The 22,268-nt window shown below is 68.4% G+C and carries 22 protein-coding genes and 2 pseudogenes; 10 read left to right on the top strand and 14 right to left on the bottom strand.

Translation table 11 applies throughout. From position 1 onward, the window contains the following. Positions 1–23: 23 nt before the first annotated feature. From ACH4S8_RS04195 to ACH4S8_RS04205, 3 genes are all read right to left on the bottom strand, one after another. Complete coding sequence (locus ACH4S8_RS04195; RefSeq protein WP_398390768.1) at positions 24–632, bottom strand: recombinase family protein; 609 nt, start codon at positions 630–632, stop codon at positions 24–26. Positions 633–1,070: 438 nt separating this feature from the next. Beyond that, positions 1,071–1,475 (bottom strand): hypothetical protein, encoded by a 405-nt coding sequence (locus ACH4S8_RS04200; protein WP_398390770.1) that lies wholly within the window; start codon positions 1,473–1,475, stop codon positions 1,071–1,073. A gap of 27 nt (positions 1,476–1,502) precedes the next feature. Continuing rightward, positions 1,503–1,694, bottom strand: coding sequence for a hypothetical protein (locus tag ACH4S8_RS04205; protein ID WP_398390772.1), 192 nt, complete (start codon positions 1,692–1,694; stop codon positions 1,503–1,505). 1,357 nt (positions 1,695–3,051) lie between these two features. Here ACH4S8_RS04205 and ACH4S8_RS04210 point away from each other — a divergent pair. Beyond that, positions 3,052–3,732 (top strand): alpha/beta fold hydrolase, encoded by a 681-nt coding sequence (locus tag ACH4S8_RS04210; RefSeq protein WP_398390774.1) that lies wholly within the window; start codon positions 3,052–3,054, stop codon positions 3,730–3,732. 848 nt (positions 3,733–4,580) lie between these two features. Then, positions 4,581–5,873: a hypothetical protein gene (locus ACH4S8_RS04215; RefSeq protein ID WP_398390776.1), complete on the top strand. Its 1,293-nt coding sequence runs from the start codon at positions 4,581–4,583 to the stop codon at positions 5,871–5,873. Between the two features lie 212 nt (positions 5,874–6,085). Here the strand turns inward: ACH4S8_RS04215 and ACH4S8_RS04220 are convergent, their stop codons facing one another. Further along, positions 6,086–6,259, bottom strand: a complete 174-nt coding sequence (locus ACH4S8_RS04220; protein WP_398390777.1) for a hypothetical protein — start codon at positions 6,257–6,259, stop codon at positions 6,086–6,088. 432 nt (positions 6,260–6,691) lie between these two features. Here ACH4S8_RS04220 and ACH4S8_RS04225 point away from each other — a divergent pair. Further along, positions 6,692–8,293, top strand: a pseudogene (locus ACH4S8_RS04225) (IS200/IS605 family accessory protein TnpB-related protein). On the opposite strand, the gene ACH4S8_RS04230 reads toward ACH4S8_RS04225, so the two are convergent. Beyond that, positions 8,273–8,575 (bottom strand): hypothetical protein, encoded by a 303-nt coding sequence (locus tag ACH4S8_RS04230; protein WP_398390779.1) that lies wholly within the window; start codon positions 8,573–8,575, stop codon positions 8,273–8,275. The pseudogene ACH4S8_RS04225 and the gene ACH4S8_RS04230 overlap by 21 nt on opposite strands. Before the next feature lie 158 nt (positions 8,576–8,733). On the opposite strand from ACH4S8_RS04230, the gene ACH4S8_RS04235 reads away from it, so the two are divergent. Then, on the top strand, positions 8,734–9,729 hold the full coding sequence (locus tag ACH4S8_RS04235) for a LuxR C-terminal-related transcriptional regulator (protein WP_398390780.1): 996 nt from the start codon (positions 8,734–8,736) through the stop codon (positions 9,727–9,729). A gap of 275 nt (positions 9,730–10,004) precedes the next feature. On the opposite strand, the gene ACH4S8_RS04240 is transcribed toward ACH4S8_RS04235, so the two are convergent. Beyond that, positions 10,005–10,709 carry an SDR family NAD(P)-dependent oxidoreductase gene (locus tag ACH4S8_RS04240; protein WP_398390782.1) on the bottom strand — a complete coding sequence of 235 codons (705 nt, stop codon included), beginning with the start codon at positions 10,707–10,709 and terminating at the stop codon, positions 10,005–10,007. A 79-nt stretch (positions 10,710–10,788) separates the two neighbouring features. On the opposite strand from ACH4S8_RS04240, the gene ACH4S8_RS04245 reads away from it, so the two are divergent. Together ACH4S8_RS04245 and ACH4S8_RS04250 are read left to right on the top strand one after the other, a co-directional pair. Further along, positions 10,789–11,148 (top strand): winged helix-turn-helix transcriptional regulator, encoded by a 360-nt coding sequence (locus ACH4S8_RS04245; protein WP_398390783.1) that lies wholly within the window; start codon positions 10,789–10,791, stop codon positions 11,146–11,148. A gap of 1,001 nt (positions 11,149–12,149) precedes the next feature. After that, a complete protein-coding gene (locus ACH4S8_RS04250) occupies positions 12,150–12,920 on the top strand; it encodes a polysaccharide deacetylase family protein (RefSeq protein ID WP_398391728.1) in 771 nt (256 codons plus the stop codon). 23 nt (positions 12,921–12,943) lie between these two features. On the opposite strand, the pseudogene ACH4S8_RS04255 reads toward ACH4S8_RS04250, so the two are convergent. Next, a pseudogene (locus ACH4S8_RS04255) lies at positions 12,944–13,093 on the bottom strand (IS5/IS1182 family transposase); the annotation flags it as partial. Positions 13,094–13,204: 111 nt separating this feature from the next. Between ACH4S8_RS04255 and ACH4S8_RS04260 the strand changes: the two are divergent. Continuing rightward, entirely contained in the window at positions 13,205–13,597 is a 393-nt protein-coding gene (locus ACH4S8_RS04260) for a hypothetical protein (protein WP_398390785.1), read from the top strand. A 574-nt stretch (positions 13,598–14,171) separates the two neighbouring features. On the opposite strand, the gene pyrE is transcribed toward ACH4S8_RS04260, so the two are convergent. From pyrE to ACH4S8_RS04285, 5 genes are all read right to left on the bottom strand, one after another. After that, positions 14,172–14,705: an orotate phosphoribosyltransferase gene (gene pyrE / locus ACH4S8_RS04265; protein ID WP_398390787.1), complete on the bottom strand. Its 534-nt coding sequence runs from the start codon at positions 14,703–14,705 to the stop codon at positions 14,172–14,174. Between the two features lie 254 nt (positions 14,706–14,959). Next, the gene (locus ACH4S8_RS04270) at positions 14,960–15,355 is read right to left on the bottom strand and encodes a hypothetical protein (protein WP_398390788.1); all 396 of its coding nucleotides are present in this window, start codon (positions 15,353–15,355) and stop codon (positions 14,960–14,962) included. Positions 15,356–15,584: 229 nt separating this feature from the next. Continuing rightward, entirely contained in the window at positions 15,585–16,640 is a 1,056-nt protein-coding gene (locus ACH4S8_RS04275) for a CU044_5270 family protein (RefSeq protein WP_398390790.1), read from the bottom strand. Next, positions 16,637–17,254: an RNA polymerase sigma factor gene (locus tag ACH4S8_RS04280; protein ID WP_398390792.1), complete on the bottom strand. Its 618-nt coding sequence runs from the start codon at positions 17,252–17,254 to the stop codon at positions 16,637–16,639. The genes ACH4S8_RS04275 and ACH4S8_RS04280 overlap by 4 nt, the downstream gene beginning before the upstream one ends. Positions 17,255–17,975: 721 nt before the next feature. Further along, positions 17,976–18,407: a hypothetical protein gene (locus ACH4S8_RS04285; RefSeq protein ID WP_398390794.1), complete on the bottom strand. Its 432-nt coding sequence runs from the start codon at positions 18,405–18,407 to the stop codon at positions 17,976–17,978. Between the two features lie 501 nt (positions 18,408–18,908). On the opposite strand from ACH4S8_RS04285, the gene ACH4S8_RS04290 reads away from it, so the two are divergent. Next, complete coding sequence (locus tag ACH4S8_RS04290; RefSeq protein ID WP_398390795.1) at positions 18,909–19,160, top strand: hypothetical protein; 252 nt, start codon at positions 18,909–18,911, stop codon at positions 19,158–19,160. A 438-nt stretch (positions 19,161–19,598) separates the two neighbouring features. On the opposite strand, the gene ACH4S8_RS04295 is transcribed toward ACH4S8_RS04290, so the two are convergent. Beyond that, positions 19,599–20,306: a hypothetical protein gene (locus ACH4S8_RS04295; RefSeq protein ID WP_398390796.1), complete on the bottom strand. Its 708-nt coding sequence runs from the start codon at positions 20,304–20,306 to the stop codon at positions 19,599–19,601. Positions 20,307–20,892: 586 nt separating this feature from the next. Between ACH4S8_RS04295 and ACH4S8_RS04300 the strand changes: the two genes are divergently transcribed. Further along, entirely contained in the window at positions 20,893–21,867 is a 975-nt protein-coding gene (locus tag ACH4S8_RS04300) for a hypothetical protein (RefSeq protein WP_398390798.1), read from the top strand. Here ACH4S8_RS04300 and ACH4S8_RS04305 read toward each other — a convergent pair. After that, on the bottom strand, positions 21,854–22,105 hold the full coding sequence (locus ACH4S8_RS04305) for a transcriptional regulator (RefSeq protein ID WP_398391729.1): 252 nt from the start codon (positions 22,103–22,105) through the stop codon (positions 21,854–21,856). The genes ACH4S8_RS04300 and ACH4S8_RS04305 overlap by 14 nt on opposite strands. Between ACH4S8_RS04305 and ACH4S8_RS04310 the strand changes: the two genes are divergently transcribed. Continuing rightward, positions 21,995–22,267 (top strand): hypothetical protein, encoded by a 273-nt coding sequence (locus ACH4S8_RS04310; RefSeq protein ID WP_398391755.1) that lies wholly within the window; start codon positions 21,995–21,997, stop codon positions 22,265–22,267. The genes ACH4S8_RS04305 and ACH4S8_RS04310 overlap by 111 nt on opposite strands. Position 22,268 lies beyond the last annotated feature (1 nt).

A 22,268-nucleotide genomic window follows, 5' to 3' on the forward strand; every position in this document is an offset into this window, starting at 1 on the left:
CTCCGCACGGCCGGCAAAACGCCTCAGGACCTGAACTCCCCTCGGCGCGGCGTGAGCCGAGCTGCCCCCCGATGCAGGCGGGTCCCGGCCGGCCGGCAGTCGACCGCCCGGCACAACCTCGCCAGGGACCAGGCCGGGATCGAGGGCCCCGGCCCCACCGAGCAGAACCCCGGCGCCTCCAGCCGCCGCCACCGGCGGGTGTGGGTAGTCGGCGTACCGGAAATCCCGGCGAGATTGATCTTGCTGGGGTTCGCCTCCTTCGCGGGCGCTTCGAGCTGGTGGCCGATGGCCTCGGCGCCCGGCTCCCGGAGGTCGGGGATGCGGCTGTAGAGGGTGCCTGGGCAGACACCCAGCAGTTTGGCGATCGAGGTGATTGAGCGGCCGGGGTCGGGCAGGAGGTCGCGGGCGGCCTTGATGACTTCCTCGGTGGCGACGGTGGGGCGGCCGCCGACCCGGCCTCGGGCGCGGGCGGCGGCCAAGCCCTCGTTGGTGCCGATGACGATGAGTTCGCGGATGAACTCCGCGAGGACGGCGAAGACGCGGAAGACGAGCCGACCGCCAGGGGTCGGGGTATCGAGGCTCTCGTGCAGTGAGGTGAAGCCGATCCCGCGCTCGCGTAGTTCGGAGACCATGTTGATGAGGTCCTGGCGGCTGCGGCCGTAGCGGTCGAGCGTGTCGCCGGCGTCGAGGAAGGCGTGGCACGCCCTTCAGCTCCGGCCGGAGCGCGGTCTTGCCGGACTCCTTGTCCGCCACCCAGGTTTTTTTGAAGGGGCTCTTCAAAGCTCTACGGGCTTCAGGCGCTCCCGCAGAGCGATCTTCAGAAAACGAAGGTTTTTGAAGATCAACCGCCGGAGGGGCCGCCTCGGACATCAAGATCAATCTCACCGATAACCACGGTTCGATTGATCCCCGAGGCCGGAGAGCCCCGTGAGTTCAGGGAAACCGAAGGTTTCTCGTTGGGAACCCGAGGGTCTGGTGGCCTGTTTCCCGGATGCTGCTCCTTGGGTTCGTTGTGAACCTGCGCGTGTGACCTCGCTGACGTGGGGGTGCGCGTGTCGTCCGGACCGGGTTCATGCTTCGTCGCGGTGGGTGAGGTGGCCGTTGGTGAGCCGCCAGTAGTGTTGATGGGAAGTCAGTTGCCAGGTCTCGTTGGCGGCGATCGCCTGCGTGATCCACTCGTGGAGTTGCGGGAGGACATGCGCCCGTAGAACAGCGCGGGTGGCAGCACGTTCAGCGGCATCGACCGGGTGGACGTCTATGCGGAAGCCGACCATGTCCGGGTGCATGCTGCGGCCATAGTTGCGGGAGATCGGAGCGATCCATTCTGCTCCCAGAACGACGGTCTCGCTGTCATGGCCGGTGAGGAACCGCAGGTCCGCGACTCGGGTCATGTAGGGGCCGAGACACTCGTTGATGTCGGTGGTGGTCAGTGGCCAGGCACGGTGCCGGGGCAGCCTTCGATTTCGTGCGGACATGGCAGGCAGAATGACAGAAGGTCGCTGTCAGCCCTCACGGGATTTCTGTCCGGCGGCCGCTTCCAGAGGCTGGCGGACGGAATCTGCGTAGCGCATCGCGGTCTTCTCGTCGAGTCCGAGGGCCTCGGCGAGGTGGAGTGGGTCAGGCCCGCGAGTGAGGGCCTCTTCGAGTTGCCGGTCGACGCGGAGCCGCTCCAGCGTCGCGTCCTGCCCGCGCATCGAAGCGCTGATCCAATGGCTGCTGGCGCGACTGGTCTTGGTAGCGCTCCGGCCACTCCAGCAGGGCCGGGCGGACCCGGTTGAGGTAGAGCCAGACCGTGCCTCGCTGCGGGGGCCGCCGTCGCGCAGAACCCGTGGCCCCTGCACTGCAGCACGTGCCACGTCGTCGAGGGCAGTGGGCTGTCGGCTGCCGCGTCGAGAAAGCCGCGGGTTCGCGCGTCGGGAAGGTGCCCAAGCCGATCCCGGGCGATGTCGACCAGGTCGGCGGTCGTCAGCGGTGCCAGTCGGATGTGTTCCACCGAACCGGGGTCCGATTCCGCCAGGTCGGCAAGCATGTCCTCGTCGCGGCCGGCGACCACCCAGAAAACAGGCAGGCCGATCAACCGGTCGAGAAGCATCCTCATGATGAACCGGCTGACATGGTCTGCCCACTGCCAGTCGTCGAGGCACACGAGCACAGGTCCGGACGCCGCGGCGCACTCAGGGACCGCGGCGATGCGTTCGGCGAGCATCAGCGGCTGGTCGGACAGCGCGAGGAGCTGCTCGTACTCCTCGGTGCCGGCCAGGGGAGAGTGGCCTTTGCGCAGTGCGGCAATCACTGGCCGCGCCCGGGACGACCTGGCCCATGGGCTCGCACTCGCCGAAGGCCACGCGTACGTCCATCCGGGCCGCCTGCGAGGACACTTCTCCCATCAGAGCCGTCTTGCCGATTCCTAACGGCCGGCTGACCACGATCAGGCTGCTCGACCCGTGGCGTACCGCGTTCCTCATGGCGCTCATGGCGCTCGCCACCGGTTCACTTCGGCCGCGCAAGGGTCCTGGATACACGCGCACCACCTCGGCTCTTTCGCGCCGCGTGCGGAACGGCGTCAGACAGTGCCGGCACCGATGTTCTCACCGCCGGGCGAAGAAGCCGCCGCGGACAGAGCAAAACTTGCACGGCACAGAATCTCCGTGCCCCAGCACCAACCGGAATTACAGATCACAACGCGTGATCGAAATGGGGTACAGCCACTCAGCCAAACCGTTCGATCCACGACGCAGCGTGACATGCCCTCGCGGTTATGTGTTTAGGGCTCCATGACCCGCGTGCGGCCTTCGACGTTTCCGGCCCATCACGCAAACAGGTGAGAGATTGGTCCCGGAAGCGAGGTAATGATGGTTCTTGGACCTTGCACATCTCGATCGACTTCGAAGACCACCTCAGTTGATCACCCGAGGCCGGCGTCGGGCCGGAACAACGGGTTCCGCGCCAAAGGCCCAGCGATTCAGGCTCGGGCAAAACGCGAGGTCACCACAGTGGTCAGTCAGTGCACCGCATTTTTCCGGTTACCGGTTACTCCGGAAGGAGAGAATCATGGCGGACAAACCCAGCATCGTTTTCGCGCACGGCCTGTGGGCTGACGGCTCGTGCTTCAGCAAGCTCATCCCCACGCTCCAGGCCGAAGGTCACACCGTCTGGGCATCGCAGCACGGCCTGGACTCGCTCGAGGGCGACGTCGCGTGCGTCACCCGAGGCATCAACCATGTGCCCGGCCCTGTCGTGCTGGTGGGCCACTCGTACGGCGGCACCCTCATCACCAAGGCGGGCACGCACGACCGCGTCGGAGCTCTGGTGTACCTCTGCGCCCTCGCCCCGGACGAGACCGAGACCTCGCAGCAGCAGCAGGACAAGTTCGACAAGACGCCGGTGTTCGGGCACATCGAGGTTGCCGACAACCGCGTGTACCTCAAGGAGTCGGGCATCGGCCACTTCTGCGGCGACCTGCCTGAAGCCGAGCAGAAGCTCGTGCTGGCGACGGGGGCCGTTCCGATCGCCGACATCTTCGACCAGCAGGTGCCCGGCACCGCCTGGCGCACGAAGCCCAGCTGGTACGTCATCGGTAACCAGGACGAGACCGTGAACCCGGAACTGCAGCGGGCCGCCGTCGAACGCATGGGCGCCCACGGTCGCCCCGTCGACAGCAGCCACGTGCCCATGCTGTCGCAGCCCGAGTTCGTCCTCGACGTCATCCGCGAGGCCGCGAAGTCGCTCTGAGGCAACACCGCATCGCCCCCACCCTCCGCTTATGGCCGCGCTTTCGCGGCCCCGAACGGAGGGTGGGGCCATCACCGCCGGACAACCTGTAGCGACCTGTGAATCGCCGTGCCGGACGATGAAGACCGAAGAGGCAGGCGATCACAGAGGCAGTTGGGCCCTTGTCCGCCGAAGCCACGCCGCGTGCCGACTTTGTGGTGTGCTGTGCCCGGGACGCCGTCGAAAGAGGCACTGGGGAGCCCGCGGTGGTGGGCGAACCCGTGCCGGGTCACCGTGTGTCTGTGCGGCGTGATCCACTCCGGTCACCTCAGGACCGCCGCAGCAGCAGTCCCGGCGACGTGTCCGAGCCGACGGGGCTGTGCGCCGACGGCCCGGCCCGCGGCGGACGGCTGTACGACGACTTCGGCCTGGTCGCACACGTCGAGGCACCCGGAGACGCCCGCCGGTACTCCTGCACGCGGCCGCGGCCCCGACGCGATCGAGGGCATCGTGGCCCGGGTGCGCGCCGGTGGTCCGGGAGTGGCTCCGCCGCCGGATGTGCTCGCCCCGTACGCCTCATCCCGTCGGGGCGCCCGGCGGATTCCTGAGGCCTGCGACGTCACGCGGACCGGAAGGCCCCGGGGCGCCGCGTGTGCGTCCCGGGGCCTTCCGATGCCCTGTCAGGACGCAACGGGCCAAGGACGTTTGCGTCCAGCCGATCTCTCTTCCACCCCTCGTGACCTGCGGCGAAAGTAGTTCTTGCCACCGGGCGACACACCCGGGACGACCTCCACGGCTGCACCTGCAGGGCAGCCGGGCGGTCGGTGACGTGCCTTCGCCCGTTCGACTTCCACACCGCAGGAGAGATCATGAAGTTCAGCCACGCCCTCCGCCGTACCACCGCAGCCGTCGCCGCCGTCGGCGCCATGTCGCTGGGCATGGTGGCGACCACCGCCGGCGCCGCGCACGCCGTCGCGTCGTGCTCCGGTGACGTGTCGATGTACGGCACGCTGGCGGACGGACGGCTGACGTACACGCAGATCGCGCCGGCCACGGGCGACCGCGTCAAGACGCTCACCGGCCCGAACCTGGGCTTCACGCCCAAGGCGATGGCGGCCCTCAACTTCAACACCATCCTGGTCACCTCGACCACCGGCGACCTCTACCGGGTCGACGTGTCCACGAACAACACCTCCCTCACGCTCTCGGGAGTCGTGAAGATCTGGGACGGCGGCTGGACCTTCGACAAGATGGTCTACGACGGCGCCGGTCACCTCTACGGAACGGTGGACGGCGAACTCCACCAGTACGTGGTGTCGCAGGCCAAGCCCGCGGGGTCGGCCCACATAGGCCAGCACGTCGTGATCGACACCGGCTTCGTCCTCAAGACGCTCGCTGCCGCGGGCGACGACCGCATCGTCGCCTCGACCGCGGACGGCCGGCTGCTCAGCTACAAGATCAACGGAGTGGGCGACTGGGACCGCACGGTGCTGAAGTCGAGCGGCTGGTCGGCGGTGGACTCGCTCTCCTCGCCAGGTGGCGGCCTCTACTACGGCCGCACCAACGGCGGCATGTACTGGTACTCCGACGCGGACCCGACCGACGGTGACGGCAGCGACATCACGTACCACTCCGACGACCCGGTGGACGCGTCCGGCTGGACCCAGAGCCTGCTGTCGACCTATGCGAACAACTGCGCCTACGTGCCGTCGGCCCCGCCGCAGTCCGTGCAGGGCGGCACGATCTACCGCAACGAGGTCATGGCCCGGGCCAAGAACTGGTACGACCGCGACGTCCAGTACGTCGGGGGGTCCGACACCGCCAGCGACATCGACGGCGCCCACTCCTACCGCACCGACTGCTCCGGCTTCGTCTCCATGGCCTGGCACCTCACCACCTCGCTGAACACCGAGACCCTCTCCAGCGTGAGCACGCAGATCAACAAGGCCGACCTCAGGCCCGGTGACGCGCTGAACGACTACTCCGAGCACGCCGTCCTCTTCGCGGGCTGGAAGGACCAGGACGCCGGCACCTTCTACTACTACGCCGAGAGCAGCCCGGAGAACGACATGACCTACTCGACCGCGAACATCAACAGCGGCAACATCGGCGGCCACCCGGGCGCGGACTACGTCGCCCTGCGCTACAAGAAGATCGCCTGACGCCCCGTCCCCACCCGACGCCTCGAAGGCCCCGCCGATCCCCGGCGGGGCCTTCGAGGCGTCCGTACGCCCCGCACTCTTGGAGATCTCCGTCCTGGCCATGCTCCGGCCCACGCCGAAAAGGGCGGCGCCCCCTCGGTTCGAGGGGGCGCCGCCCTTTCAGGTCGACGGGACGCGGCCGCGGCGCGTGGCTGCCGGACGCGGCGGGCGGTCTACTGCCAGCCGGCGTCCGCCGGAGCGACCTGCCAGCCCGCGTCGGAGGCGAGAACGGAGGAGGCCGGAACCGCGTCCGCCGTGGACCGGTGCGTGACCACCGGGGCGGCGAGAGCCGCGGCGACGACGAGGGAGGAGACCGCGGCGGCCTTGGCGATGCGGGTACGAAGCATGGCTGTTTTCCGTTCCTTCCGGGACGAGATGCGGTGTCCGGTCTGCTGTCGCGCCCCGCGGTGGCGCTCGGCTCGGCCGGTGGTTCATAGGTTCGTCGCAGCTCAGGCCCGAGGAAAGGGTTCACGGATGGACGGAAGCGGCCTTGGACCGATGCGTCCACGGGGGCCGCCTCGGTCCACCGTCTGCGGTTCGAAGGCCAGGGGTTCGCACTGTTGCCTGTTGACTGTGTGTAAGCGTGTCCTGGCGTGCATGAGTGAGTGTCGGTGGTCTCCGTTCGTGCAAGACGTGGGAGGGAACGAAGGTTCCTGCCTCGAATGCGTGACTGCTGCGGCCTGTGGTCGTTGGGTCCGGTGACGGGTTCTTCGGGCCGGGAGGGGGTGCGCGGGTTGCGGTCGGTGGGGGCGTCGTTCGTGGTGCCCGGCCCGTCGGGGATGGCGGTCCGGGACCGGCTCAAGGGCCTGACCGCCGGGGACGAGAGGGTGCTGCGGCTGGTCGGCGGCCACCTCGGCACGCTGGCATCGGGGGATCTGAAGGCGCGGTGTGCGGCCGGGCTGGGGCACGGCAGTGAGTCGTGGGCGGCGCGGAAGCGGGAGCTGACCGGGTTGTCGTCGTCGCGGTGGGCGGGGTCGCTGACGAAGGCCACGCATGACGTGTGGGCGCTGGCCCGGCGTGGCCTGGCCGCGCACATCCGGCAGCTCGAGGCCGGGGTGAACACGATCCGGCACCGGCTGACGCTTCCGCTCGGGGGGGAAGGGTTCGAAGCGGGCTCCGGGCGGTTACCGGAGTCGGCGTGAGTGGCATGCCAAGACGCGTCGGCTGCGGGTGCTGGAGGACCGGCTGGAGCGGGCGCGGGCGGACTGGGCGGCCGGTCGGGTGCGGGTGGTGCGGGGCGGAAAACGGCAGCTCAACACCCGCCACCACCTTCAGCAGGCACAGCTCACCGAGGAGCAATGGCGGGCCCGGTGGGAGGCGGCGCGCCGGTTCCTGCAGGCGGACGGCGAGTCCGGGAAGCGGTACGGCAACGAGACGATCCGGGTCAGCCCCGACGGGCAGGTCAGCATCAGGCTCCCGGCCCCGCTGGCCCATCTGGCCAACACGGCGCACGCTCGTTACGTCCTGGCCGCCCGCATCGCGTTCGCGCACCGGGGCGAGATGTGGCGGGACCGCGTCGGGGCGAACCGGGCGGTGGCGTACCGCATCCACGAGGACATCGGCCGGGGTCGCTGGTACCTGACCGCCTCTTGGACCATCCCAACCACCCCCATCGTGCCCCTGGCTACGGTTCGGACCAGTGAGTTGATGGGTGTCGACACGAATGCCGACCATTTGGCGGCCTGACGGCTGGATGTGCACGGCAACCCGGTCGGTGCCCCGCGCCGCTTCGACTACGACCTCTCCGGCACCGCCGAGCACCGCGACGCCCAGGTACGCCACGCGCTGACCCGCCTGCTGCACTGGGCCCGGCGCAACCGCTTGGCTGTTGCGGTCGAGGACCTCGATTTCACCGCCGAGACCGGCCGGGAGAAACACGGCCGCCGCAAACGCTTCCGCAAGCTGATCTCCGGCATGCCCGTGGCCCGACTGCGCGCCCGCCTGGTGTCCATGGCGACCGAGCTCGGTGTTCCGCTGGTGGCGGTCGATCCCGCCTACACCAGCAGGTGGGGCGCCCAGCACTGGCAAAAACCCCTCACCAGCACCACCAGGAAGACCACCCGCCACGACGCTGCCGCCGTGGCCATCGGAAGGCGCGCCCTGGGGCACCCGATCAGGCGTCGGACGGCACCGCCCCGTACCCACCAGAGCGATGGGTACGGGCATCGGACCGTCCAGGCCCGACCGGACACCCCAAGGCGCGAGGCGCTGTTCATCAGCGGCCTCCGGCCGCGGGCCGCCCCCGCGTCCCCGGACCACGGACACGATCCGTGCCGCCCGGACGCGCAGCGAACGCGGGCAACCAGAACGCCCAACACCGTCCGGGGCGTTCGGCTGAGCATGAGGCCTGGCAACAGGACTCACTCCCGCTCAGTCCATAGGAACGGTATCAGCGGCACTCCGGCGCCGGTCGGCCGCGCCGTGGACAACTCCGGTACGGCGCGCAGCAGTCGGCGGGTGGTCCGTACCGCTCGCTCCTCCGCCTCTTCGAGTGCGTCGGCCAACAGGTAGAAGCCGAGCGTGACTTCGAAGGAGGAAACGGTATGCACGGCGACGTGCTCGACACCGTCGCGAGGCATGATCGCCGATCGCACCAGAGTCCTGATGTCGCGTGGCAGTTTGTCGCCGGACGGCAGTTCCAGATATGTGTGGACCAGGTACATGCAGTCCAGAATCTCACCGGGATGCGTCAACAAGTCGGCTTCTACAGTGGCCAGTTGAGTCCTTGGCCGCTTTGGGCCTCGCCCTGCGACAATCCCCGGTCTTCTGCGAAGATCATCGTGGAACCTGGGGAGGGTCCAGAAAAACTGGGGGGAACCTGATGCTGACCGCGCTCGGACTCGATACCGCCACCGAGACGGTGTATCGCGCCATGCTCAGAAGTCCGGCCGCCGGTGTGGCGGCCCTCGCCGACGTCGTAGGGCTGCCGGAGGAAGAGGTGCGCGACGCCCTCGACACGTTGAGCGAGCTGGCCCTGGTGCGCCCTGCCGCGGGGGACGCGGGCCGGCTCCGGGCCGTCTCCCCCGATATCGGCATGGAGATCCTGATGGGCCGCCAGCAGGCCCAGTTGGCGGCCCAGCAGCAGCGCCTCGAATCCTCCCGGGCAGCCGCGGCACAGCTCATCTCCGAGTACGCCGAGCTCCGCCCCGCCACCAGCCATCCCGGGGTGGAGCAACTCGTCGGCCTCGACCAGATACGCGACCGGCTGGCCCAACTCACCCGCGAGGTGCGCGAGGAGTTCCTGGCCTTCGCCCCGGGCGGACCGCAGACCGCGGAGAACATGGCCGCCTCCCGGCCGCTCAACGAGGACCTGCTCGGCCGCGGGGTACGCATGCGCACGATCTATCTCGACAGTGTCCGTACCAACCGGCCCACCGTCGAACACGCCACCTGGCTGGCCCGCCTGGGCGGCCAGGTCCGCACGGTTCCCTCCCTGCCGACCCGGATGATCCTCATGGACCGGCTGACCGCCATGATCCCGGTCAGCAGCGACGACACCGCGGCCGGCGCCGTCCTGCTGACCGGCCAGGGCACCCTCACCGCCCTGTACGCGCTCTTCGAGACCACCTGGGAATCCGCCCAGCCGCTCGGCGAGACCGTCCCCACCGACCCGAACGGACTCACCGGCCAGCAGACGACCACCCTGCGGCTCCTGGCCGAGGGCCACACCGACGAGGCCATCGCCAAACGGCTCGGGGTGTCGCACCGCACGGCCCGCCGGATCGCCTCCGAACTGATGGAACGCCTCGACGCCCGCAGCCGCTTCGAAGCCGGCGTACGAGCCGTCCAACAGGGCTGGCTGCCGCCGCGCCCCTGAACCTTCGCCCAGGGTCCCACGCCGCCGACGGCACGGGTCGTACGTATCGTGGCCGGTGATCGGCGGATCTTGAGGGGCGGCGCAGGGTCGGGGTGCGGGCGAGGACGTGGTGGTGGTTTCGTACGCCGAGGGACGGACACCGCTCCCGTGGTGTCCTGCCCCCCGTTACGAGGGCCACAGTCGTGGTTGCCGGACGCCCGCACCCGGCAACCACGCCTCCAGCGGGCTGGTGGCCCTCAACTTGCCTGCGAAAAGCAATTGGACGCCGTTGCCGATCAGGCGGACTTGTGGCGGGCGCCGCCCTCGATGTGGATCGTCTCACCGGAGACGAAACCCGCACGCAGGAGCCACATCACCGTGTCGACGACGTCGTCGGCCTCGCCATGACGTCCTACGAAGGTCCCGGCCGCGCTCCTGCTCAACAAACCGGTCTTGCCGCCCCCGAGGCGATCCCACGCGCCCGAGTCCACGACGCCGGGCGAGACGGCATTGACCCGTACCGGCGCCAGATCCGCCGCCAGATGGCGCGCGGCGTACTCGACCGCACCATTCGTGACCCCCTTGACCAGTGATCCCGGCCCGGGGCGCCAGCCGACGACACCGGAGAACAGCACCATCGACCCGGTCGGCCGCAGTACCGGCGCGAAGTGCTTGGCCACCAGCATCGGCCCGACCACCTTCGCCGTGAACGCCGCCAGCAGCTTGTCGCGATCCAGATCGATCGCGCGAACATCGTGCGGCGCCGAACCGGTCGTCACGATGTGGTCGATTCCGTCCTTCAGCCGCTCCGCCGCAGCCGCGAGCGTCGACTCGTCCTGCAGGTCGACCCGCACCGCGCCGGCGCCGATCTCACGCGCCAGCACGTCGGCCGCGGCCAGATCGCGGGCACCGACGACAACGTCGTACCCGTCCTTCACCGCACGCCTCGCGACGGCCGCGCCGAGCGCCCGTGCACCACCGATGACCAAGATCCGCTCCATGCGTCTCACTCCCTCTCGTAGGATCGAGGACCACGGTATGGATTTGATACCGGTATCTTCAACGGAACTGGGAGCAGCGATGGGCAAGGCGTACAACGTGATGGCGGCGACCTGCCCGAGCCGCACGGTGCTGCACCGGATCGGCGCCCGCTGGACCGTGTTCGTCGTCAACGCCCTCGACGACGGACCTCGCCGCTTCACCGAACTGAAGCGGCACATCCAGGGCATCACCCCGAAGGTCCTCACCGAGACCCTGCGCACGCTGGAAGCCGACGGTCTGATCAGCCGCCACGAGTACGACGAGAACCCGCCCCGAGTCGAATACGCCCTGACGCCCCTGGGCCGCTCCCTGCTCGTCCCGCTCCGCGCCGTACGACTCTGGGCCGAAGAACATGTCCCGGACATCGAGGCAGCCCGAGCACGCCAGCCGGTTCTCTGAGTGCGCGTCTTTTGATCCCCGGCGGTGAGGGGGCTCCCAAGCCAGCCTGACCACATCGTTCCGCAGCAGTTGCACGTTCCTCACGGGCGATTTGCCAGCAGGCGAGGAAGGGGGTCTGTCGGGTGACGCGGCCGCGGGCGCAGAGTTGCTTCCGTACCGCCTGGCCATCTACCGGCACGCAGAGGCCCTAGCGGATAGCGGAGCCGTGGCAGGGTGTCTGCGTGTCGCGGACTTCATGGTGTCTCTCCGTGCCGGGCGAAGCGGACGGCTTCGTGGAGGGTGAACATGCGGTCGGCGTCGGTCAGTTCTGCCGGATCAGAAGAGTTCGCCGGCTTCGGGAAGAGCTCGTTCGACTGAGGTGATCCGGTATCCGCCACGCTGGTAGAAGCCGCCGTCTCATCCGCGGACTGTCCAGGCCTTCCCGGCCGCGCCGTCAGGTGATGCCGCCATCAGATGGAGTGTGAGGGCCGGTACGTGCGTTGACGAGCCGGCAGCAGGCCGGGCACCGATCCGGTAGACCCGGTGCCGCTCGATCTGCACCGTGCCGGCCCCCCGACCGCTCGGCCTCCGCCACATCGTTCACCAGCCGCTGCAACCGCTGCGGTTCGTATCGGCGGGCACGTGCATCGCGAGCGGGTACGTAGATGGCCAGCCCCTCCCTGTCCATGAGAGCCGCGATCCGCTCCCGCTGAAGACGCCGCAACTCTGCGATGAGCAGCTCGCTCAGATGGTGAGGCTCGCGAGGGGCCAGCCGCGCGCTCCCGACCCGCTCCTGAGCCAGACGCACCTGTACGGCCACCGCACCGAGATCGAGCCCGGCCGCTTTCGAGACCACCCCAGCCGGACGAATTCGCAGGGAAGACACTCGTAGATCAACACGCCTCCTCGTTCGGTAGCGCGGTCACGCTGTTCCGGCCTTCCAAGCGAGCTGCACACACGTGTTCTACCTCACTGTTGAGGCCGCTGGGCAACGCTTCCGGCGTCGGAATCTTCTCCTTGAGATGAAGATCCTTAAAAGGCGCCCTCACTTACTGATACTCCTGACCCTGGTGGCGGCCGTGACGGTGATCGCCGCCATGGTCGTCCAGGCGAACAGGATGGAGACGATCTCCCCGCGCGAGGAGCGTGACCGCGCCGCGTCGGGAACAGCCGTACCGTCGGGGCAAGTGGACTGTCGGAAGGTCAAGTGCATCGCGCTCACCTTCGACGGCAATCCGGGCGAACCCACCGACCGGCTGATGGACCTCCTGAAGGAGTACAAGGCATCGTCGACGTTCTTCCTCGAGGGCCGGCGCATCCATGAATTCCCGGACGTGGTGCGGCGGATCGCCAGGGAGGGCCACGAGATCGGGGACCACACCTGGACACATGCGGTGCTGACCGATGTCTCTGACGCGCAGATCCGCGACGAGCTGCGCCGCACGGCACGGGCCATCTCCCGACTCACCGGCAGCAAGCCGACGCTGATGCGCCCGCCCCAGGGCCGCACCGACGACCGCGTCTCCAAGGTCTCGAAAGAACTGGGGATGGCACAGGTGCTGTGGACGGTGACCGCGAAGGACTACGAGACCAACGATGCTGCGCTGATCACCAGGCGCGTGCTCGCGGGCGCCGGCCGCGACGGGATCATCCTGCTCCACCCGTTGCACAAGGGCACCGTGCCGGCGATGCCTTCCATTCTGAAGTCGCTCAGCAAGCAGGGCTACACCTTCGTGACGGTCTCCCAGATACTCGCTCCGTCGAAGGCCGAGCCCGGCAAGATCTACAAGTGACCGACTGACGTGCGGGAGACCGCGTCAAGCGGGAGGGACCACGGCCGGCCCCTGCGGACCGGCTCCGCCCCTTCGCGGCGCAGCGCGGTCACCAGCTTCCTGAAGCGACGCGGGCTCAGCCCGCTGAACGGGGCTGTCCAAGACGACTCTGCCGCCGTGATCACACCAGCCACCACAAGATCGTTTCACGATGCCCGGCGCAACATTGCGATCCTCTGTCTCCCCGCGCGCTGGCCACACTGCATCCTGTGGCAACGCCCACGCCCAGTCTCTACAGTCACCGCATGGCCACCGAAGACAAGCCCCCAAGTCAGCCCATCGCCGCGATGCTTACCGACCAGACGAGCGCATGCAAGCCAGCACGCGAGGCCATCGCCGCCGGCGCCGAGGTGCAGGTCTCGGACAGGTCGGCGCCCCACTGGATGGTCCATGGGATCGCCGCAACGAGGCTGAGACGGTCGTTGAAGCGTGGTCTGCCGAAGACCGTCGGCCTCGACGAAACCGTTGAGATCCTCGCGCGGCACCGCGGCGAGCAACTGCGTACCGGGACCGTCCTCGCAGTAGACCGGCTCTGGTTCTTCAATCTGTACTTCGACGCCACTGGGACCGAGCTCTTGGCGTGCAGCGGTGTCAAACGCTCTCGGCGGCCCAGCGCGAAGGACTCGTTCGAGCCCTGAGCTGATCCGCATCCGCCCTCTGTCCGACCGCAGCCGCCACTACCTGCAGAACCTCAACTTCGGGGAGCAGGTCGTGGAGGCGGCACGTCAACGAAATCTCAACTGCGGTCAGGTGTTACGGGACAAGCCTTAGCTTGATCTTTAACCTGTGCGGCGTGGTCGTGGGGTAATTGACTTCTTGGTTCGTTGTTTCGGTCGTGAGATGCATGTAGCCGGCCAGGCTGTCGTGGCCGCGGCTCAGGTCCCTGGGCTCCTCGACGCGCTCGGGCGGTGACGGCTCCGTCCAGGCCATCGCAGTGTGGGCTGGGGTGACTTCCGTGATGGCCCTGAGTCCGTCCCCGCACGTTCTGCCGCGCCACGAGACGGCCGGTTGCCTTGCCCGGCGAGATTCAGCGGCTGCTGCCGAGCAGTGTCGGTCGCGGCCCGTACGGGTGTGGACACCGCCATTGGACCCGGACGAGTCGAAGTCCCTCATCGCCGCGTTCGCCGACGAGAAGAGCATCGCCGACGAGTCCTCCACCCGCCTCGCCATCACCGAGACACACGCGCCAAAGTGACCGCCTGTTCCCGCCGGTCAGGTGGCAGCGGCCCGTAGATCCGCTGCCGTCAGCAACGACAACAGCCGGATGCCCTCGGCGGCGAGGGCATCCGCACCGCCTTGCTCACGGTCGATCACGCACAGAGCCTCACGCACCTGAGCCCCCAGGCCACGCAAATCCGCGGTCGACAGCACGATCTGCCCACCGCTGGTGACCACATCCTCAACCACCAGCACCCGACGCCCCTCGACCTCGGCACCTTCGGCGAGACGGCAGGTGCCGTACGGCTTGGCCTGCTTGCGCACGAACGCACAGGGCAGACCCGTGTGTCGGCCGAGCGCGGTCACCACTGGGATACCGCCCATCTCCAGACCGGCGAGCACCTCTATGTCGGACGGCACCAGCGGAGCCATCCGCTGGGCAATCTCGTCCAGCAGAACGGGATCGCCTTCGAACCGGTACTTGTCGAAGTACTCCGTGGCAGTACGTCCGGATCGGAGCGTGAATTGCCCGGTCAGATGAGAGGCGGTATGGATACGGCGAGCAAGATCAGAATGTGTCACAGGCATCCAGTCTTCCAGCCGTCCCGGGAAGCCAGGACACCGGCTCCCTGCGCAGAGCCAAGCCCCGAGGATCCGCTGTCCATGCCGACACCGTGAACACGAAGCCGACACCGTGGAACCCGAACACCCCTGCGCCCTAAGGCTGCAGGGGTGTTCTCATTCCCTTACGTCCTCAACGACAGTGGCACCGACGCGCTCATGCAGCTTGCCGGGCAACACTTCGGGCCGACACGCGGAAGGCGAGCGTCCCCGGTGCCTGGTCAGGCGGAGGCGAAAGCCTCCTGGGGGACGTCGTCGAGGACGAATCCGTTGTCGAGCCGGACGCGGACCGTGACGCTGAGCATCTGTCGCTGATAGGCGACCCACTGCTCTTCCAAGGCCTCCACCTGCTCATCCAGTTGCTTTCTGCTCGCCGGCGGCATCTGGTGGCCGAAGTCGTCGAGGAGCGACTTGAGCCGCAGGTACTCACGGACCCCGTGGCCCTGCTCCCGGTGATGCTCGTCCACCCGCTCGACGGTGCCCTCGATACCCGCCGCCAGGGCCACAGAGGCGGCGAAGGAACCCGTCCCCTCCGGAGGCTCCCCGGCCGGGGTCACCGACCCGGCCAACTGGAGATCCGCCGCCAGCCGCACCCGTTGGCCCACGTTCAGCGTCATCGATCCTTCGTCTTCCTCTTCGGTCACCGGCGACCCGGTACACCTGCCGTCACCAGACGTACCGGAGCAGACAGGATCATCCCATCCCCACCTCCGGCCCCGACACGATCGACACCCTCACCGACCCGCACCTGCGCGACAACCGCACGCCGAGCGGACGAAAGCCCCGGCAGACAGGGGGCGAACTCGGGTGGGCCGGCAGAGCCCTCCGCGCGTCGCCCCCTGTTGCTCAGCTGTCGGCCTCTACGGCTTTCTCGCCGTGCCGGTCGACGACGGCGCGCTGCAGCACGGCTGTACTGCCCATCAGTGTGTCGGACGTGATGCCTTTCTGCTTGTCGTGGGTGATGAAGCCGCGCGCGCCGAGGAACGCGAGACTGCGCTTGTCGAAGATCCATTCGTCACGCGTGGCGGAGGAGGCGTCCTCGCGTGTGATGGCGATCCCGTGTCGGCCGGCCACGTCGACGGCGTCCGGGATCTCCTTGACGCCCGGTATCTTCGCGGCCGCCTTGTACAGCGCGGCGGTGTTCTCCGGCGGCATGAGCGTCCCACTCAGCAGGTCGCCGATCAGGGAGAAGACGGCCTGCTCCCTGGACTCTCCGTCCGACACGCGCACGTCGCGGCGCAGCAGGGTGAGCAGGGCGTCGGGGTTGGTCGGCAGCGAGGACAGCCACGTGTACGTGGGGTGGTCGATCCCTGCCGGGACCGCGTCGGTGGACTCGATGGGGATCGTCTCACCGGGCATCACGGCGTCCTTGCCCGACTCGCGCATCCAGCCGGTGGTCTTGAGGGGCCTGGGGTCCTGCGAGGTCCACGTCTCCACCGTGTGCGGGGCTCCGAGTTCCACGGGCCCTTCGAACGTTCCCTTGTTCGACACGGTCAGGCTCCTGACGTACACGAATTGGTCGTCCCTGACCGGTGTGACGTCACTGGCCATGGCGGCGACGGCGATCCGGTTCAGGGTGACGGAGGCGCTCTGGGCGCGGGAGCTGCCGATGGCAGCCCGGTCCGTCGGCGCGGGGCCGTGGTCGGCACCGGTGCCGGTGAGGGTGACGGCCAGCGCTCCGGCCAGCACCGTCGAGGCGAGGGGCACCAGTATGGCTGGACGCGTCAGCCTGCGGCGCGGGGCCGGGGCTGCGGCCCCGGTGGGAGCGTGGCCGAGGTCTTGGTCGATCTGCTGCATCAGGACGTCCTTGTAGTGGAGGTGTCGTCCCGGCGGGAGGTCCCATTCGGCCGGCGCGGACAGCAACTCCAGCGCGTCCTCGGTCCGTCGACCGTCGGCGTTCATCGGGTCTCCTCCTGCAGGAACAGGGCCGCGAACGCGGCCTCACTCTCCATCTCTCCACGGGGGCCGGGAGGTTCCGTCCTCGCGCTGCCCTGGCCGGAGCTGAGCCGGGCGAGTCGGGCCCGGGCGCGCGACAGCCTCGACCGTACGGTGCCGACGGGGACACCGAGCGTCTGTGCGGCCTGCCGGTAGTCGAGCCCGGCCGACACGCACAGCGCGAACACCTCACGCTCCTGGCGGCGCAACCGGCCCAGCGCCTGGTGGACCAGCGCGAGCCGGCGGGCGTCGTCGATCCTCCCTGCCGTCTCCTCCGCGAAGTCCTCCACGGGACGCGGCTGCGGGCTGCGCGCGAGGAAGGCGAGCCGCCGGCGCAGGCTCCGGTTGGCGTTGCGCGCCTTGTGCGTGGCGATACCGAGCAGCCAGGGCCCCAACGATCCGCCCTCCGGATCGACCCGCTCACGGCCGCGCCAGGCGGCGAGGAACGTCTCGGACATGACCTCCTCGGCTTGTGACCAGTTACCGGTCAGCCGCAGGGCGTGGTTGTAGACGGCCCGCGCATACTGGTCGTAGAGTTCGGCGAACGCTGCCCGGTCCCCTGCCCGTATGCGTGCGCGCATGGACTCCGCTGGTTGTTTATGACTCACACTCGGTACTCTCCATGGCCCGCCCGAAGTTCCTGTGGCACGCGTCACGCCCTCGGATGCGGTGGACGCCCGCAACGAACAGGGCCGCCGACACTGAGCCGTCCTCACGCGCCTTCCATGGGCATGGCATACCTCCGATATGAGGAGTGACCGTCTCACCGCCGAACTGGGGCACGCGGGCGCCATAGGCGGCGAAAGTGCCATGCGCTGCTCATGACATCACGTTGATTTGGCACTTCGTCACCCAGGCGGACTCGATGCGCGTCGGCGGATGCGGCAGACACGGGATTGATCACGACCCGGTACGCACCCTGGCCAGGCCGACTGATGGGAGCGGGCGTTGGAAGCTGTTGTCTTTCGGACTTGAGTACGGTGTTTCCGCTGGTCGGGCGTAGGGTCAGCGGTCCCGTGGGAGTGGTGGTTTGTTGTGCTGTCGCTCCCCGGGAGGTCGTGGATGCCATCGGTAGTTGGGCTGTTGGAACAGCGTGAGTTGGGTGCTCGCCGTCGCGCGGACGAGCTGCGGAAGGAAGCCGACCGGGTCCAGGCCGAACTGGCCGTGGCCGAGAGGGAATGGCAGGAGTGGGTCATCGCCTGCTCGCAGGCCGGCGAGGTGTTGGCCCCGGTGGACGAGAGCGAGGCTCCTGCCCTGCAGACCACGGCTACGACCGTGGCGTCAGGTCATGTTGAAGAAGGATCAGCTCACACGATACTTGCCGAGCACGTGCAACACCCCTGCGATCAGGAACTTTCCGCGGCCGCCCAACACCCCGTAGATCTCGACGCAGACGTCTCTCGAATCCGGTACCGCCGCGATGCGCACGGTGAACGTGCGTCGGCCTGCCAGCCGGTGGCTGTACCACGTATCACGCTCGATGTCCGTTCCCGGAAGCGCCGCCTCGACGACCTCCCATTCGGAGTCCTCGAAGTCGTGCTCGGCGAAGTGCGCCAGCACCTCGCACAGCGGCCGTAGGTTCTGGCCGTGGATTCGCCGCTTGGGCATGGCACGGGTCCAGCCCACGGGGTACGCGTGCGCACCGTCCCAGACTCCCAGGCGTACGAGGCGACGCTGGCGGCCTTTTTCCAACCGGGCGAACATCGCAAACCATCCGCCGAACAGCACGCTCATGCCCAGCGCCGGCAGAACGTCGCCCTCGAAGACAAGGAAGAGAGGGCCACAGGAGAGGACCCCTGTCACAAGCCACACAACAAGTGGCCGTCTTGCTGCGAACATCTGCGATCTGGTCGGAGGTCGTTGGCCTCCGAGGGCGCGGTCGAAAGCCCAGTAGGCACGCGCCGGATCCCCACCCTTGACCGGCATGGCGGGATCGTAGCCCGTCCCCGGCTGCAGAAGTGGGCTCCCCCGGCGGCCGGAAGGCGCGCCTGCCTGAGTCCACGGCGACGTCTCCACGCGCTCGGCTCACGGCACTGGCGCGGCCATCGGCGCCGATTCGTTGCGTTAGCCGTTGTTGGCCTGTTGATCACCGTGGGCATCTGCCCAACGAGGCCATGAAGGCGCTCTGTCCGCGTAACGTGCCGCGAGTCGATCCAGTCGCGCGCAAGGTGCCCTGGACGCATGCGGGGTGGCAGCATCACCTCGTGATCGTCGGCACTGGAGGAGGGTGAAGTCGTGCTTCAAGGAGACGAAGTGGTGCGGGCACTTCTGACGGCGGTGGTGACCCTGGAAGATCTCGTCAAGGCCGGGGCCGACTCACAAATGGCGTTGAGCACCCTGGAAGAAATCGCCTTCGAGCTCGGCAAGATGGATTCAGGCGAAGGCCGGCGGTTCATCGAGGCGCTGGACCGTGTCGCCGCTACGGAGCCGGACCGTGCTGCCTGGATCCGGGACGTTCCAAGTGCACTGGGCCTTGAGCACATTTGATCAGGCAGACCGCCAGCCAACTGCAGGGCGGCGGAAGCAGATGAAGGCGGCGGCTATGCCTACGAAGCCGAGGAAGTACCCGGACTTGCGCCCATAGCGACGTTGACATCCTCCCCCCTCTTAAATGAGGGATTGGGTCTGCTGCACGATCGGGTGATCTTGACCTGCACCAGACCCTTCCGAGGCACCAGGTTCTGGGGTCAACGGCAGGCTGAGCACAAACTTGATCAGTGCGCCGTAGCCGGGCGACAGCTTGAGATCTTGCTTCCGGCTGGGGAAGACCACCTCTTCGAGGCCGTGCCGGCCAGGCCGCCGGACTGCAGCGACGAAAACCCCACCACCGCTGTCACCCCGAGATCCCTGTCGGACTCAGCGGCCGCGCTGCCGGGACGAGTTCGCACACCCCGAGCCCTTCTGCCGCACTCGAGGGCGTCGGCGCTAGAACCACGTCGCCACGAAGCGGCTGACGCCGTCCACGATCTCTGCGTACAGCAGGCGGTGGCGGGTCAGCTCCCAGTCGGCTCCGTCCAGAAGCTGCCAGGGCGACCGACCCGACACCCCCAGTTCACGGGCCAGGTCTTCGTCCAGGTTCGGGAAGAAGCCGTCCACGTCGCCGTTGGCCAGCGCAGCGGCGATGCCCGCGTCGACTTCCTCGGCCCGCGGATCGGGGCGCTGGGATCCGTCCGCGCCTGCGCGGGTCGGACCGTTTCCCATCACCAGCAGCCCGACGCGGTCCGCCCACCCCGCCAGATGGACGCCGTCTTCACCGTTCATGGGCCAACTGCGGTCGTTTTCCAGCTCGTAGACACGCACCGGGCCGGTCCAGCCCGCCTGCCGCAGCAGTCGTGCACCGACGTCGAGCGACATCGGCAGCCTGCCCGTCGGTGCCTCCCCGGCCTCGCACTGTTCGTGCCGCGCGTCCCCGGGGGGCCCGAGATCCCCGAGCGTTCGCACGACGCTCTCATCGTAGAGATGGGACCGCTCACCCGGACCGACCACGGCCACGATCTCGGGGTCCTCGGCCAGTACGGCCGCCACCGCCTCCGCGCACGCCGCGCGCAGCCGCTCCGGTACCGTCGGAGCACTCACGTCCGCCTCGAGCCCGAGCGACGGCAGACAGGGACAGACAGCGGCGGCCACCAGCATGCTCCGCAGCCTAGCCTCCACGACCAGGCGGTCACGCCGACGGCGAGCCGGTATTGCCTGCCCGCCCTGCCCACGACCGCACCCCACAGCTCCGGCCTGAGCATCCTCCGTCGAGTGGTCGAGCACACCATCGCCTGGCTCCACGGCTTTCCGCCGCCCGCATCCGCTGGGAACGACGCGATGACATCCGCGAAGCCTTCCTCGGCCTCGCCACCTGCCTCATCACCCACAGGCACGTCCGACGGCTTTGACAGGACCTCTTGGAGGCAGGGTCGGCCATCGGGGCGAGCCGCTGCCACATGATGGTGCCGATCCGGGCAAGGATGACCGTGGCGAACTGCTCGCGGACGCGGGGGATTTGGCGGTGCTCGCGGTCGGGCTGGGCAGGAAGCAGCGAGACGGTCGAGCCCCATCAAGTCGACAAGGTACGGAAACTGCGTGGCATCACATGAACGGTCTCGGCATGATGTGCGGTGTTGTCCACGCAGAGGCGGTTGCCAAGTTGACGCTGTCCCCGGCCACGCAGGCCATACTCGACCGATGTGCCGCCGATGACGCCCCGGAGCCGGCGTGGCAATGGAAGTCCATGGCCGCCGAAGCCGTGCTCCGACACGGTGGCTCAGCCGATGCGGAGGCGCTCCTCCCGCTGTTTCTCTCGGCGCCCGCCGCACACGAGGCGCTGGTGCCGGTCCTTGCCCGTCACGGCGACCGACGGCTGGCCGCGCGCCTGCTGGAGGCGACGGTCGACGGGGGCCGACTGCGCGAGGGCGTACCGTCCGGTGTGCTGCACGCCGTGGGCCGCCTGGGGTACGCCCCGGCCACGCCCCTGCTGTGGGAACACGTCGACGGCTTGTACGACGTGGCGAAGGACGCATGCCTCGGTCTGCTGCACCTGCCGTGCGACGACCTGCGGGACGCAATCGCCGAGGCGCTGGAGAAGCACGAAGGGGCCGCCCTGTTCCCCGAGTTCCTGCCCGTCCTCGCCCCGAAGACCAAGGACCCGGCATGGCTGGACCGGCTCGTCGCCTGGGGTGAGAACCATGCCTCGGTCGACTGCAACGGCGGTCTGATCCTGGGCGTCTCCCTGCACGGCGACCGTGCGCGCACCGCGTTCACCCGCCTGTTGTGGGACGACCGTTGGGAAGCCTGCGGCAGCGGCACGGGATCGGCACTGTGGACATACGCGGGTACACGCGTACTGGGCCTCGGCCTGCCAGAGCTGTACGCCGACCTGCGGGCACGGTTGCGCACCTGCGCCGATCCGGACGTCCTGCGGGGCGCCCTGCGGTCGTTCATCACCCTGCTGCGGCTTCGGTGCGCAAACGTCTGGACCGGTGTGGAGGCAGCCGAAGCCCACCCCGAGAGCTACGACACGCTGTACAGCGTGCTGTTCGCTGCGACGCCCGCCGACAACAGTGACACGCTCACCGAACTCGACGATCTCACCGACCACATCTTCGGCAGTGACGATCCTCTGTCGGCCGAGGTCCGCCACCTGGAGACCGCCCTGCGCACCGCAGCGGCACACGAGTGGGCGTTGCGCGCGGTCATCTCACGGTGATGGGCACCGGGCACACGTGATTCCCGGCGAGGACGGCCGTGTGCCCCACGGGTACCGCCGCCGCGCCGGGCCCTCGGAAGGACCTCCTGGAAACGCTCTCTCCAGCGTGGGTGAGGTGGACCCAAGTGTGGCCACGTTTCCCCTCGTAGCCCTTCTCCATCTCTACGAGTCCGGCCTTTTCGAGCACGGCCAAATGCTGACCGAGGTTGCCGGCGGCCAGGTCGAGAGTGCTGCGCAGAAAGCCGAACTCCACGCGTCGAGCCTCATGAGCGATCGCCAGGACACCCAGCCTGACTTTCTGGTGAACGACGTCATCGATTGCGTTGCGCCCGCACCCCTATGGCTGCACGTTTTTCAGGATTTGCAGTATGTGCCGTTCTGTCTCGCTCTACAGTGCTGAG

Source organism: Streptomyces sp. NPDC021080 (assembly GCF_044333225.1).
GTDB lineage: Bacteria > Actinomycetota > Actinomycetes > Streptomycetales > Streptomycetaceae > Streptomyces.

What these genes read in the sequence shown, in the direction of transcription:
- ACH4S8_RS04240 (WP_398390782.1), bottom strand. Translation starts at nt 10,709, where the DNA reads ATGGAGCGGATCTTGGTCATCGGTGGTGCACGGGCGCTCGGCGCGGCC.
- ACH4S8_RS04295 (WP_398390796.1), bottom strand. Translation starts at nt 20,306, where the DNA reads ATGCTGGTGGCCGCCGCTGTCTGTCCCTGTCTGCCGTCGCTCGGGCTC.
- ACH4S8_RS04285 (WP_398390794.1), bottom strand. Translation starts at nt 18,407, where the DNA reads ATGAGCGTGCTGTTCGGCGGATGGTTTGCGATGTTCGCCCGGTTGGAA.
- ACH4S8_RS04205 (WP_398390772.1), bottom strand. Translation starts at nt 1,694, where the DNA reads ATGCGCGGGCAGGACGCGACGCTGGAGCGGCTCCGCGTCGACCGGCAA.
- ACH4S8_RS04260 (WP_398390785.1), top strand. Translation starts at nt 13,205, where the DNA reads ATGGCCACCGAAGACAAGCCCCCAAGTCAGCCCATCGCCGCGATGCTT.
- ACH4S8_RS04195 (WP_398390768.1), bottom strand. Translation starts at nt 632, where the DNA reads ATGGTCTCCGAACTACGCGAGCGCGGGATCGGCTTCACCTCACTGCAC.
- pyrE (WP_398390787.1), bottom strand. Translation starts at nt 14,705, where the DNA reads ATGCCTGTGACACATTCTGATCTTGCTCGCCGTATCCATACCGCCTCT.
- ACH4S8_RS04235 (WP_398390780.1), top strand. Translation starts at nt 8,734, where the DNA reads ATGCTGACCGCGCTCGGACTCGATACCGCCACCGAGACGGTGTATCGC.
- ACH4S8_RS04275 (WP_398390790.1), bottom strand. Translation starts at nt 16,640, where the DNA reads ATGAACGCCGACGGTCGACGGACCGAGGACGCGCTGGAGTTGCTGTCC.
- ACH4S8_RS04280 (WP_398390792.1), bottom strand. Translation starts at nt 17,254, where the DNA reads ATGCGCGCACGCATACGGGCAGGGGACCGGGCAGCGTTCGCCGAACTC.
- ACH4S8_RS04215 (WP_398390776.1), top strand. Translation starts at nt 4,581, where the DNA reads ATGAAGTTCAGCCACGCCCTCCGCCGTACCACCGCAGCCGTCGCCGCC.
- ACH4S8_RS04220 (WP_398390777.1), bottom strand. Translation starts at nt 6,259, where the DNA reads ATGCTTCGTACCCGCATCGCCAAGGCCGCCGCGGTCTCCTCCCTCGTC.
- ACH4S8_RS04300 (WP_398390798.1), top strand. Translation starts at nt 20,893, where the DNA reads ATGGCCGCCGAAGCCGTGCTCCGACACGGTGGCTCAGCCGATGCGGAG.
- ACH4S8_RS04250 (WP_398391728.1), top strand. Translation starts at nt 12,150, where the DNA reads ATGAAGATCCTTAAAAGGCGCCCTCACTTACTGATACTCCTGACCCTG.
- ACH4S8_RS04245 (WP_398390783.1), top strand. Translation starts at nt 10,789, where the DNA reads ATGGGCAAGGCGTACAACGTGATGGCGGCGACCTGCCCGAGCCGCACG.
- ACH4S8_RS04210 (WP_398390774.1), top strand. Translation starts at nt 3,052, where the DNA reads ATGGCGGACAAACCCAGCATCGTTTTCGCGCACGGCCTGTGGGCTGAC.
- ACH4S8_RS04200 (WP_398390770.1), bottom strand. Translation starts at nt 1,475, where the DNA reads ATGTCCGCACGAAATCGAAGGCTGCCCCGGCACCGTGCCTGGCCACTG.
- ACH4S8_RS04270 (WP_398390788.1), bottom strand. Translation starts at nt 15,355, where the DNA reads ATGACGCTGAACGTGGGCCAACGGGTGCGGCTGGCGGCGGATCTCCAG.
- ACH4S8_RS04230 (WP_398390779.1), bottom strand. Translation starts at nt 8,575, where the DNA reads ATGTACCTGGTCCACACATATCTGGAACTGCCGTCCGGCGACAAACTG.